The organism is Corynebacterium sp. TUM25020, from assembly GCF_056388495.1.
Window position 1 is genome coordinate 373,453 of the sequence record NZ_JBWJFG010000001.1, and the last position, 12,699, is coordinate 386,151.

The 12,699-nt window shown below is 58.8% G+C and carries 12 protein-coding genes; 11 read left to right on the top strand and 1 reads right to left on the bottom strand.

Annotation, left to right across the window (positions count from 1 at the left end; translation table 11 throughout):
- The 11 genes from dapB (at position 1) to AC05K6_RS01695 (ending at position 12,069) form a co-directional block, all read left to right on the top strand.
- Positions 1 to 762 (top strand): 4-hydroxy-tetrahydrodipicolinate reductase, encoded by a 762-nt coding sequence (gene dapB, locus AC05K6_RS01645; protein ID WP_448308243.1) that lies wholly within the window; start codon positions 1 to 3, stop codon positions 760 to 762.
- A 3-nt stretch (positions 763 to 765) separates the two neighbouring features.
- Positions 766 to 1,518 carry an FAD-dependent thymidylate synthase gene (thyX, locus tag AC05K6_RS01650; RefSeq protein ID WP_293790158.1) on the top strand — a complete coding sequence of 251 codons (753 nt, stop codon included), beginning with the start codon at positions 766 to 768 and terminating at the stop codon, positions 1,516 to 1,518.
- Between the two features lie 82 nt (positions 1,519 to 1,600).
- The gene (gene dapA / locus AC05K6_RS01655; RefSeq protein ID WP_293790161.1) at positions 1,601 to 2,503 is read left to right on the top strand and encodes a 4-hydroxy-tetrahydrodipicolinate synthase; all 903 of its coding nucleotides are present in this window, start codon (positions 1,601 to 1,603) and stop codon (positions 2,501 to 2,503) included.
- Between the two features lie 7 nt (positions 2,504 to 2,510).
- Positions 2,511 to 4,625, top strand: coding sequence for a ribonuclease J (locus AC05K6_RS01660; protein ID WP_293790164.1), 2,115 nt, complete (start codon positions 2,511 to 2,513; stop codon positions 4,623 to 4,625).
- 22 nt (positions 4,626 to 4,647) lie between these two features.
- Entirely contained in the window at positions 4,648 to 5,295 is a 648-nt protein-coding gene (locus AC05K6_RS01665; RefSeq protein WP_293790167.1) for a TIGR03085 family metal-binding protein, read from the top strand.
- A gap of 69 nt (positions 5,296 to 5,364) precedes the next feature.
- Positions 5,365 to 8,433 (top strand): FtsK/SpoIIIE family DNA translocase, encoded by a 3,069-nt coding sequence (locus AC05K6_RS01670; protein ID WP_476727586.1) that lies wholly within the window; start codon positions 5,365 to 5,367, stop codon positions 8,431 to 8,433.
- Between the two features lie 177 nt (positions 8,434 to 8,610).
- On the top strand, positions 8,611 to 9,627 hold the full coding sequence (locus AC05K6_RS01675) for a TerC family protein (RefSeq protein ID WP_476727587.1): 1,017 nt from the start codon (positions 8,611 to 8,613) through the stop codon (positions 9,625 to 9,627).
- 6 nt (positions 9,628 to 9,633) lie between these two features.
- On the top strand, positions 9,634 to 10,236 hold the full coding sequence (pgsA, locus tag AC05K6_RS01680; protein WP_293790174.1) for a CDP-diacylglycerol--glycerol-3-phosphate 3-phosphatidyltransferase: 603 nt from the start codon (positions 9,634 to 9,636) through the stop codon (positions 10,234 to 10,236).
- Positions 10,237 to 10,752: a CinA family protein gene (locus AC05K6_RS01685; RefSeq protein ID WP_476727588.1), complete on the top strand. Its 516-nt coding sequence runs from the start codon at positions 10,237 to 10,239 to the stop codon at positions 10,750 to 10,752. It abuts the gene before it with no gap.
- A gap of 58 nt (positions 10,753 to 10,810) precedes the next feature.
- On the top strand, positions 10,811 to 11,158 hold the full coding sequence (locus tag AC05K6_RS01690) for a helix-turn-helix domain-containing protein (RefSeq protein WP_448308288.1): 348 nt from the start codon (positions 10,811 to 10,813) through the stop codon (positions 11,156 to 11,158).
- Positions 11,159 to 11,247: 89 nt separating this feature from the next.
- A complete protein-coding gene (locus AC05K6_RS01695) occupies positions 11,248 to 12,069 on the top strand; it encodes a PspA/IM30 family protein (RefSeq protein WP_293790180.1) in 822 nt (273 codons plus the stop codon).
- Here AC05K6_RS01695 and AC05K6_RS01700 read toward each other — a convergent pair.
- Positions 12,066 to 12,692 (bottom strand): CbiQ family ECF transporter T component, encoded by a 627-nt coding sequence (locus AC05K6_RS01700; RefSeq protein WP_293790183.1) that lies wholly within the window; start codon positions 12,690 to 12,692, stop codon positions 12,066 to 12,068. The genes AC05K6_RS01695 and AC05K6_RS01700 overlap by 4 nt on opposite strands.
- Positions 12,693 to 12,699: the final 7 nt, after the last annotated feature.

Below are 12,699 nucleotides of genomic sequence, written 5' to 3' on the forward strand. Positions count from 1 at the left end.
ATGACTCGCATTGGTGTATTGGGCGCTCGAGGCCGCGTGGGCAGTGCCATTGTGGCTGCCGTGGAGGCTGACGAGAACCACGAGCTGGTAGCTGCCATCGACCATGGCGATGACCTCCAGGCGTTGGTGGACAACAAGGCTGAGGTCGTGGTGGACTTCACTGTTCCCGATGCAGTGATGGGCAACCTCGAGTTCTGCATCAAGAACGGCATCCACGCGGTAGTAGGCACCACGGGCTGGACCGAGGAGCGCTTCGACACCGTTCGCGGCTGGCTCCAGGATGCTCCGCAGACTGGTGTGCTGGTTGCCCCGAACTTTGCTATCTCCGCTGTGCTGACTATGAAGTTTGCGGAGATTGCCGCGCCCTTCTTCGAGTCTGCCGAGGTTGTAGAACTGCACCACCCGAACAAGGTGGATGCTCCGTCCGGCACTGCTGTGCACACCGCAGAAGGTATTGCCCGCGCCCGCAAGGCCGCAGGTCTTGCTGAGCAGCCCGACGCCACAACACAGTCCCTCGACGGCGCGCGTGGCGCAGACGTCCAGGGCGTGCCTGTCCACGCTGTACGTATGACCGGCATGGTTGCCCATGAGCAGGTCATCTTCGGCACGAAGGGGCAGACCCTGACCCTCAAGCAGGATTCCTACGACCGTGAGTCTTTCGTACCCGGCATCATGATCGGCGTGGAAAAGATTGGTGCAAACCCTGGCCTGACAATTGGCCTGGAAAAGTTCCTAGGCCTCGACGGCGGTGCAGAGGCCTAGTCCATGGCTACCGTTGCACCCCTACAGATAGATCTGGTTGGCCACACGGCTTTTCACCCTGTGGCAGATCTGGATTGGCACACCGACGCTGAAGACAGCGCGGCCTTAGTCGAGTTTGCAGGAAGAGCCTGCTACGAGACGTGGGATAAGCCCAATCCCCACACAGCCACGAATGCGGCCTATGTGCGACACATCATGGACGTCGGGCACACCACCCTGCTGGAGCATGCCAGTGCATCGATGTACCTGCGGGGAGTTTCGCGTTCCTGCAGCCATGAAATTATGCGCCACCGGCACTTCAGTTTTAGCCAGCTCTCGCAGCGTTATGTGCCCGCGGATGAGGCACGTGTGGTGGTGCCCGAGGCTGTAGCCAACAATGCGGATCTCAAAAAGCTGTTTTTGCAGGCCGCTGATGTGGCATATGACGCCTACAGGGAGATTTTGGACGGCCTCGGCGAGGACTTCGCGGAGGAACCAAACGCCGTACTGCGCACCAAGCAAGCGCGACAGGCGGCCCGAGCGGTGCTGCCGAATTGCGTTGAGACTCGTTTCGTTATGAGTGGTAACTTCCGCAGCTGGCGACACTTCATCGCCATGCGCGCCGCCGAGCACGCCGATCCGGAGATTCGCCGGATTGCGGTGGCATGTCTCCGGCAGCTGCAGGCAGTGGCGCCGAATGTGTTCGAGGATTTTTCGATCACCCAGCTGCACGATGGCGGGGAAATGGCAACGAGCCCTTATGTAGGGGAGTCTTAGCGAATGCAAGACAAGATCCAAAACGCAAGGAAAAGCACCCAAATACGTGAGTTTCTCGCGAAGGAAGGTAGTCTGGGAAGTCATGAGTACAGGTAACGTAGCAACAAGGGGATCCGCGCACTTCGGAACTATCTCTCTTGCGATGGTGACCCCTTTTAAGAAGGACGGCTCCGTCGACTTGGACGCGGGCGTGGCACTAGCTGGCCACTTCGTGGATGAGGGCTGCGATTCTTTGGTCTTGGCCGGTACCACCGGTGAGTCACCCACCACGGGTGCGACCGAGAAGCTTGACCTGCTCAGAGCAGTACGATCCGAGCTCGGCGACCGCGTTAAGCTGATTGCCGGAAGCGGGTCTTATGACACAGCTGTCACCGTAGAAATGTCTCGCGCCTCGCAGGAGGCCGGTGCTGATTCTCTTCTGGTTGTGACTCCTTATTACTCCCGTCCCAGCCAAGAGGGCATTTACCAGCACTTCACGACAGTTGCGGACGCAGTGGATATTCCAGTGTGCGTCTATGACATTCCCTCCCGTTCCGTCGTTCCGGTGGAGCCAGAAACCCTGCACCGACTGGCCGGTCACCCGCAGATCGCAGCTGTGAAGGATGCCAAGGGCGACCTGGCCGCAGCCATGGAGCTCATCGAGAACACTGACCTGGCGTGGTACTCGGGCGATGACCCGCTGAACCTGCCGTGGTTAGCCGCAGGTGCCACCGGCTTCATCTCCGTGATTGGCCATGTGGCAACGCGACAGCTTAAGGAACTAAGGGATGCGTTCGACGCTGGCGATATCGCCACTGCCCGCAGCATTGCAGTGCGACTGCAGCCGCTGCAGAAGGCACAGGCCCGCCTCGGGGGCGTGACATTCGCGAAGGCAGCACTAAAGCTAAAGGGAAAGGACGTGGGTGCACCGCGTCTTCCCATCATCGAACCAACCGCCGCTGAGATGGATCAGCTGGCTCAAGACCTGCAGGCAGCAGGAGTATAGGGAAAATATGACTGAACAACGTTCCCGAGGCCGCAAGGTGACTCGGAAGGCCGCTCCGCCGAGCGCGGAAGCGGAAGCACAATCGGATAACACCGCTGTTTCCAACGCTGAGGCTGCGACCGTTTTCGACGACGGTGGCGTCGCTAAGAACAACGGCGACAACAGCGAAAGCAATGGCGACAACAACGGCGGTAATAACGGCGGCGGTAACAAGAACAACAACCGCAACCGGAACCGTCGCTCCCGTGGCCGGGGCCGTGGTGGAAATGGTGGCAGCGGTAGCAATGGCGGCAATGGCGGAAACGGTGGCAATAATAAGAACCGTGGCCGCGGCGGCCGTGGGGGCGACCGTCGCAAAGGCGCGCTGAAGGCCATGCAGGGTGCTGACTTGACGCAGCGTCTGCCGAAGCCCCCGAAGCAGCCAAAGGGCAGCCTGCGCATTGTTGCGCTGGGCGGTATCTCCGAAATCGGTCGCAACATGACCGTCTTCGAGTACGAGGGTCGCCTGCTGATTATCGACTGTGGTGTGCTCTTCCCGAGCTCCGGCGAGCCTGGCGTGGATCTGATCCTTCCGGACTTTAGCTACCTGGAGGACAAGTGGGATCGCGTGGAAGCGCTGGTCATCACCCACGGCCACGAGGATCACATCGGCGCTATCCCATGGCTGCTGAAGCAGCGTGCTGATATCCCGATCATTGCCTCCCGTTTCACGTGTGCACTGATCGCGGCGAAGACGCAGGAACACCGTCAGCGTCCGAAGCTCATCGAGGTTGATGAGAACTCGCACGAGAGCCGCGGACCATTCGATCTGCGCTTCTTCGCGGTAAACCACTCGATCCCGGACTGTCTGGGTATTGCTCTGAAGACCGGTGCTGGTCTGCTGGTGCAGACCGGCGATATCAAGCTGGATCAGACCCCGCTGGACGGTCGTCCGACCGACCTGCCCGCGCTGTCTCGCTTTGGCGACGAGGGCGTGGATCTGTTCCTGTGCGACTCGACGAACGCGACCACCCCGGGCGTGTCCGGCTCCGAGGCAGATATTGCGCCGACACTGAAGCGCCTGGTGCGTGACGCCAAGCAGCGCGTGATTATCGCCTCCTTTGCCTCTAACGTTTCCCGTGTGCAGTCCGCTGTGGACGCTGCCGTGGCGGCCAACCGCAAGGTTGCCTTCAACGGCCGCTCGATGATCCGCAACATGGAAATTGCCGAGCGCATGGGCTACTTGAACGTGCCGCGCGGCACTATCGTCTCCATGGACGACGCCGCAAGGATGGCTCCCCACAAGGTCGTGCTGATTACGACCGGTACGCAGGGCGAGCCGATGGCGGCTCTGTCCCGCATGGCACGCCGTGAGCACCGTCAGATCACCGTTCGCGATGGCGACCTGATCATCCTGTCTTCGTCCCTGGTTCCGGGTAACGAGGAAGCGGTCTTTGGCGTAATCAACATGCTGTCTCAGATCGGCGCAACCGTCATTACTGGTCGTGACGCTAAGGTGCACACCTCTGGCCACGGCTACTCCGGTGAGCTTCTATTCCTGTATAACGCTGCCCGCCCGCGCAACGCTATGCCCGTACACGGCGAGTGGCGACACCTGCGCGCCAACAAGGAACTGGCTATCAGCACTGGTGTGAACCCGAATAACATTCCACTGGCACAAAACGGTGTGGTCGTGGATCTCCATAATGGTCACGCCAAGGTTGTTGGCCAGATTACCGTCGGTAATCTCTACGTCGACGGCACCCGCATGGGTGACATTGACAGCAGCGTGCTGGAAGACCGCACGACGATGTCCGAGGGTGGCCTGATTTCCATCACCACTGTCATCGACAACCGCACCGGTCGTCCGCTGGAGGCGCCGAGCGTCCAGGCCAAGGGATTCTCCGACGACGCGCGCGACATGCTGAAGGAAATCCAGGAGAAGGTCGACAATGTGATGATCGACCTGGCTGGCGAGGGAGAGAACGATCCCTATCGCATGGCCCAGGCAATCCGCCGTAAGGTGGGCAAGCTCATCTCTGATAAGTGGAACCGCAAGCCGATGATCGTGCCGACCGTCGTCCCGATGAGCTCCGAGATCGTTGAAGAGCTCGAGGAGGAAGAAGCCCGCGAGTCCATCTAGCTTTTCGCTACGCTTGGGTGGCATGGAACCTTATAACGTAAGTACCTCCCAAGCAGAGCGCGAAGCGCTGGCAGATCTTCTACAGCAGTCCGGTCCTGATGCACCTACGTTGTGCGAGGGCTGGACTGCACGTGATTTAGCGGTTCATTTGGTGATCCGCGAGTATCGTCCAGATGCCGCTGCCGGCATGTTCTTTAAAGGGCTGGCGAATCGACTGGATACCGTAAGTCACGACTACGAGTCCAAGCCATTTGCCGAGCTGGTGGAGATGTACCGCAATGGCCCGCCCACGTGGAATCCAATGCGTTTGGCGGACAAATACGCCAACCTGGCAGAGAACTTTATTCACCATGAGGATCTGCGACGTGGGGGAGGGGATAACTCTCCGCGTGATTTGGCAAATTCTGCCCGAGAGAGCCTGTGGAAAGCCGTAAGCAAGATGGCGAAGTTCTGCCTGCGCTCCTCACGCATCCACGTCGTTATAGAGCGAACGGATGGCGCGGAGGCAGCAGTGGTGCGGGCTGGAGCCGATACCCCCGACGAGGTACGGGTGAGCGGTGACGCCGGGGAGCTGTTGCTATGGCTCTATGGCCGCGATTCTGCGGCTAACGTCACGCTCACACCGGGGGACGAGGCTACTGTAGCTCGCATTAAGCGACACATCTTCTAGCGATCTTTTTAGAACAAAGCGCGTGTTGCTCATGTGACTACTGTGATTGCTGCGACTAAAGTGGTGGCCATGTCTGTCACTAGTCGCTCTCGTAGCTCAGCGCCCCGCAGTAGGGGTTCGCACGCCAATCGACCGAGCTCCAGCCGGCGCGGTGGGTTCGAGGACACGCGTGCCGTTTCGCCGGTCAGCTCAGGCTACTCTGGCTTCGGTGACACGGGGGACTTTGAACGCACCGGCAGTGCCTTTGGTGTGGTGGGTCATTCCCTTGGCTCGGCCTTTAGCGGTGCAGCGCGCGGGATTGGCGGCTTGACTCGTCGCCTCGCTTCCCTCGGTAACGCAAGCGACTTTGACACTTTTGACGATGCAGATTTTCTAGAGGAGGCGGAAACGCAGGTGATCTCCAAGCGGGGTGGCCAGCGAGGATCTCGATCGAGTCAAGCGAAAAGGCTTGACAAGCGTCGTGGTGCTCGCGCCAGCGACGACTGGACGCCGGATACTGAGGACGATGGTTTCGACGCCGACTTCAGTGCCGAAGATCCCAACATGAGCAACGAGCCAGCGCGCATTGGAGGTTCCTACGACGGCGCCGCGATTGGAGTGTTCGCGGTAGCTCTGATCCTTGCCGGAACCTTGTGGTTCGGCGTTGGTGGTGCAGTGGGTAATGGAATTGCTGGACTACTGACTTGGATCATTGGCGCGGGTGGATACGTCGTCCCCATCGCCATGGCTTTTGCCGCCTGGGTACTGATGGTGGGCGTCGAAAGAACCCAACGCTCGACGGCTCGTCTGTGGCTGGGGACGGCTCTCATTGTGCTACCGATGCTGGGGTTGATTCACCTCTTTGCCGGACAGCCCACGGACGCTTCGGGCAAATCCGCTGCGGGCGGTCTGGTCGGTCAGGCCATTGGTACGCCGATGGCAGTCGGCTTCAGCACCTACCTCGCTATTCCGTTGCTGCTTCTGGCCATTGTTTATGGTGCGCTGCAGCTCACAGGACTGACCGTAAAGCAGATCTACAACCTGGCTGCTGATTTCCTGGGGGTCGGAAATTGGCGGAGTTCTGGCAATGTCGACAGCTCCGAGGACTATGACTCCTTTGACGAGGATGACCAATACGGTCACGTAGATCACGAGATCACACGCGCGGCACGTCGAACCCCGATGGACAATTACCCGGTTCAGACTAGACAGGATGACGACGACTCGAATGAGACTCTCGTCCTGGATACGCCGAAGAAGCGCAAGCGTAAGCCCCAGCCGAAGAAGCCCGCACCCCAGGTGCAGGATGTTGCGGAGCTACTGGATGACGACGAGGCGGAGGCTCCAGTACCGGCACCCGCGCCAAAGTCTGAGCCCAAACCTCAGCCCAAGAAGGAGCCACAACCCAAGCCACGGGCGAAGAAGGATCCGGTCGCCAATTCTCGCGATTCTGTGCGACAGGCTATTGTCGCTCGTTCCGGCATAGATGCATCGGCCATTCCAGCCTCGACGCCCAAGTCGGAATTGGAAGAGGATGTGCCTGAGGGCGTCGTAAAGAAGGACAGCGACTACGCCTTGCCTTCAACGGACCTGCTGCTCAACGGCGACGCGCCGAAGACCCGCAGCGAAACGAATGATCGGATGATCGAGGCGATCTCCGATGTATTCGAGGAATTTAATGTCGATGCGCAGGTGACTGGCTTTAGCCGTGGACCGACAGTAACGCGCTACGAGGTCGAACTGGGCCCGGGTGTGAAGGTTTCCAAGATCACCAACCTGCAATCCAACCTGGCCTATGCAGTAGCCACTGACAACGTGCGCCTGCTCACCCCTATCCCCGGCAAGTCTGCCGTGGGTATCGAGGTGCCCAACTCCGACCGCGAGATGGTGCGTCTAGGCGACGTGCTGGAAGCACCTAAGGTGATTTCCGACCACGACCCGATGGTCATTGGCCTGGGTAAGGATATCGAGGGCGACTTTGTGGCGCACTCTATTCAGAAGATGCCGCACCTGCTCGTGGCCGGTTCTACGGGCTCCGGTAAGTCGGCGTTTGTGAACTCGATGTTGGTGTCACTGCTGACCCGTGCGACTCCGGACGAGGTTCGCTTGATCCTGGTGGACCCGAAGATGGTGGAGCTGACCCCTTACGAGGGCATTCCGCACCTGATCACGCCCATCATCACCCAGCCGAAGAAGGCCGCCGCGGCCCTTAACTGGCTGGTGGAGGAGATGGAGCAGCGGTACATGGACATGAAGGCCAGCCGCGTGCGCCACATCAAGGACTTCAACCGCAAGGTCAAGTCCGGTGAGATCACGACTCCTTTGGGATCCGAGCGTGAGTACCGTCCGTACCCCTACATCGTGTGCGTGGTGGACGAGCTCGCCGACCTGATGATGACTGCCCCGCGCGAGATCGAAGATTCGATTGTGCGCATTACCCAGAAGGCCCGCGCTGCAGGTATCCACCTGGTGCTCGCAACACAGCGCCCTTCCGTCGACGTGGTCACCGGTTTGATCAAGACGAATGTGCCTTCCCGCTTGGCGTTCGCCACTAGTTCCTCGACGGACTCCCGCGTGATCCTGGACCAGGGTGGTGCCGAGAAGCTGATCGGCATGGGCGATGGTTTGTTCATCCCGCAAGGAGCCGGCAAACCACAGCGCATTCAGGGTGCTTTTGTCACCGATGAGGAAATCAGCGCTGTTGTCGAGGCCGCAAAGACCCAGGCTGAGCCCGACTATAGGGAGGGCGTGACTGAGGACAAGGCCGCAGAGGCGAAGAAGGATATTGACCCGGATATCGGCAACGATCTGGAAGATCTGTTGCAAGCCGTGGAGCTGGTTGTTACCAGTCAATTCGGTTCGACGTCTATGTTGCAGCGTAAGCTGCGCATTGGTTTCGCCAAGGCCGGCCGCCTAATGGACCTCATGGAGACCCGCGGCGTGGTCGGACCCTCTGAAGGCTCCAAGGCTCGCGAGGTGCTGGTGAAGCCGGAAGAGCTTGAGACGATGCTGTGGATGATCAAGGGGGCTAACCCCGAGGATGCGCCTAAGGAGGTCATGGACGCCGAGGCGTCTGCCGCCGTTGAATCCGACGGCGTCGACGACTCAGATTCCGACACTCGCGTGGTCTCTGCGAACCCGCCGAGCGGACTCGTGTAAGGTTATCGACTGTTGGAGGGGAGTACCCTTACGCCAAATTCTTCGGCGCCCTCGACATTGATCGTCAACACGGCAGGTTTCATCCTCCCGGTCATGTCGGCTCGTCACTTCGGTGGAACGGGCAGGGGAGACCTCCGGTCTTTTTAGTGACGCCATTTAACGACCGGAGGATTTTTAATGGAAGTAAATGCTCTTACTTGGATCATCACCATTGCGGTGGTAGCCGGATTCTTTGTCTTCGACTTTTATAGTCACGTCAAGACGCCCCACGAACCATCGATGAAAGAGTCGGCGCTATGGAGCCTTTTCTATATCGCGCTGGCCTGCTTGTTCGGTGGGTTCCTGTGGCTGACTTGGGGTGAACCGGACAATCCACACCAGCACGGCATGGAGTTCTTCGCAGGCTATATCACCGAGAAGGCCTTGAGCGTCGATAACCTCTTCATCTTTGCGCTGATCTTGAGCTCGTTTAAGATCCCCCGCAAGTACCAGCAAAAGGTACTGCTCATCGGCATCGCCCTGGCGCTGATCCTGCGCGGTGTTTTCATCGCCCTCGGTGCAGCGATTATTGAGGCTTGGTCCGATGTGTTCTACCTCTTCGGCTTTTTCCTGCTGTGGACGGCCGCCAAGTTGCTGTGGGATGAGATCTCCGGTGAGGAGGAGCAGGATCCGCAAGACATGATGATTATCAAGGCAGTGCGCAAGTTTATTCATGTCTCGGATCACTACGAGTCGGATCGCCTGTGGTTCAAGGAAAATGGCAAGAAGGTACTGACGCCACTATTCATTGCCCTGGTGGCCGTCGGATTCGTAGACGTGCTGTTTGCACTCGACTCCATCCCTGCCATCTACGGCATTACGAGCGAACCGTACATTGTGTTCACGACTAACGCCCTGGCACTACTGGGATTGCGGCAGCTGTACTTCCTGCTGGATGGCTTGCTGGATCGTCTGGTGTACCTGTCCTACGGTCTATTCATCATTCTGGCCTTCATTGGAACGAAGCTGATTTTGCACGCTCTTCACGAAAACAACTTGCCGTTTATTAACGGCGGCCAGGGGCTGTCGGTTCCTGAGGTTTCCGTGGAAGTATCGCTGCTGACGATTGTGGGCGTGCTGATTGTGACAACAGTGCTGAGCCTTACGGTGGGCAAGAAGGCACAGGAAAACGAAGAGACCTCCGCGGTAGGATAGGTATCTGTGAATACTTCAGCACCGCGATCTTCGTTTGGAACGTTTGTCCATAGCGTGAGTTTGCCGAATGTCCTCACGTGCGTTCGCATTGCTCTGATCCCGGTGTTCCTATGGTTGATTCTGACTTCGGGGGATTGGGAGATCGCCGGGGCAGAAAGCGATCGGGCGCACCGCTGGTGGGCACTGCTGGCTTTTTGCCTGTTGATGTTTACCGACCAGCTGGATGGCTTTCTAGCGCGGCGTTACGAGGTCATCACCGACTTCGGAAAGCTCGCGGATCCAATTGCCGATAAGGCATTGATGATTTCGGCTTTTGTCAGCCTGAATATTCTCGGCGAGCTGCCGTGGTGGGTAACGGCAATTGTTGTTGTACGCGAGTTGGGAATTACCGTCTGGCGAATGGTGTTGGCTCGTCAGGGCAACGTCGTTCCCGCCTCGAAGGGCGGCAAGCTAAAGACCGTGCTGCAGACTCTGGCTGTGTTCCTCTATATCCTCCCATTCGGCGGGGTGGTACAGACCATTGCGATGATCGTTATGGGTGTGGCCGTTGTCCAAACAGTCGTCACTGGTGTGCAGTACATCCTCGACTCACGCAAGGAAAACGCCTAAATGCCCGTGAACCTGGCCGCACAGCATTTGGTCACCGAGTTCACCCGCAGTGGGCGAACCATTGCCACGGCTGAATCCCTCACTGCAGGTCTATGCGCGGCCACTATTGCAGAGGTACCGGGAGCATCAGCGGTTCTGCGAGGTGGCGTCATTGTCTATGCGGCCGACACCAAACACGACCTAGCGGGAGTAAGTGAACAGACTCTCAAAGAGCACGGGCCGGTGGCTGCGGAGACGGCGGCTGAGCTCGCAGAGGGTGTAGCTGGGCGATGCAGTGCCGATGTGGGAGTAGCACTCACAGGAGTGGCCGGGCCGGATCCCCAGGACGGTCACCCGGTGGGCGAGGTGTTCATTGGCATTTTTGATAGCTCGCGGGGCGTGCGGGTGGAGAACCTGTATGCGGAATTCATCCAAAGGCTTGAGACTGGCGAATTCGCCGGATTGGATTCTGTGGAGTTAAGGGCGAAGATTCGCCAGTTCAGCGTAACCCGCGCGTTGGAGTTAGCGAGCGAGTAGACTGGCGGGAACAAATTCGCCGCCAGAGACGTTGGGATGATTGATGAGTCACAATACGATGGTCATGGATACGGTAGCGGTTGAGCGTCCGAGCGAGCGGATGCCGGCGGATGAGCCACTCCTGCGTGAAGCGTTGGGAGCGACGCTGAAGGAATACCGCACAAACAACGGTTTCACCCTGCGGCAATTGGCTGCGTTGGCGAACGTCAGTCCGGGATATCTTTCCGAATTGGAACGCGGACGCAAGGAGGTTTCCTCTGAGCTGCTGGCCAGCGTGTGCCACGCGATGGCGGTATCGGTGGCTTCGGTGATTTTGGAAGCAGCGTCGATGATGGCCCTGGATGCCGCAGCGGCAGAGCTGGCCGCGAACATGGCGACGAGTGCAGGGGAACGGGCACGTACATAGGGCGAGACGACCCCTAAACTTGTTAGAATCATTCGCGTAAAACGAAAATTTTTTAACCCTTAAACCCCTTAAAAGGAGCCAGAACCCCCATGGCTAATCCGTTTGTGAAGGCGTGGAAGTACCTGATGGCACTCTTTGACAACAAGATCGAAGAGAACGCCGATCCGAAGATTCAGATCGAACAGGCCATTGCCGAAGCACAAAAGCAGCACCAGGCTCTTTCCCAACAGGCCGCTGCGGTGATTGGAAACCAGCGTCAGCTCGAGATGAAGCTGAACCGCCAGCTCGAGGAAGTTGAGAAGCTGCAGGCTAACACCAAGCAAGCGCTGAACCTGGCCGATAAGGCTCGCTCGCAGGGCGATGAGCAGAAGGCAACGGAGTACGAGAATGCTGCCGAGGCTTTTGCGGCCCAGCTGGTGACTGCCGAGCAGTCGGTAGAGGATCTGAAGAGCTTGCACGATCAGTCCTTGCAGCAGGCGGCACAGGCCAAGCAGGCGGTTGAGCGTAACTCCATGCAGCTGCAGCAAAAGGCAGCGGAGCGTACCAAGCTGCTGAGCCAGCTGGAGCAGGCCAAGATGCAGGAAAAGGTCGCTGACTCCCTGAAGTCGATGGATGCCGTTGCTGCCAATGGCACCCCGAACCTGGATCAGGTGCGCGAGAAGATTGAGCGCCGTTATGCCAATGCCCTCGGACAGTCCGAACTCGCACAGAACTCCGTTCAGGGACGTATGGCTGAGGTAGAGCGTGCAGGTATCCAGATGGCGGGTCATTCCCGTCTGGAGCAGATTCGCGCGGAGATGAATAGCGGCCAGAAGCAGCCGCAAGCCATTGAACAGGCCCAGCCACAGGCAGGGGCCGTCAGCCAGGACGCTGTCGCCGAACGTATGCGTCAGCTACGCGGCGAGAGCTAGTTACCCACCCCACGGGATTTCAGCGCCTCGCCTAGACGGCGGGCGCGCAAGAGGCTGCGGACTATCACCGGCACGCCGAAGGCCAGCACGGAGCGCGATGCGCCCCGTGCTTTTCTTGCGTCTAACACTTCGTTGACAGTTAGAGCGGTCAAGGGAATGAGGCGGATAGTCAGCGCCATGAGAAGGCTGATAGTTTCCACCGGCAGGCCAATCCGGCCCAATGGGCGAAGTCCTGCTTCCACCGCGTCCATGAGTGCCACGATGGTCGTGGTCAATGTTAGAAGCGTGGCCATCGATACTGCGGAGAGGATCACGACAAAATAGGTCAGCGCTGTGGAGAAGTCACGTTGCCACCACAGCAATAGCGCGAAGGCGACCAGCAGCAGCGACGGTGCAACAAGCTGTCGCAGCACGAGTTTGAAGGGAATCTGCGCCACGAGAAAGCACAGTGCCGTGATGCCCGCGACCACTGTGGCTTGCCATAGCTCGGTAGCCCAGATGGCACTGCCGACCAGGAAAATGAGCAGCAAGAAAATTTTTAAGCCCGGAGGTGTGCGGTGAACCGGGGAGTTCCCAGGGTGATAGACGGATAGTGGCACATGGATGTGCAGTGATTTTGCCATCGGTTGT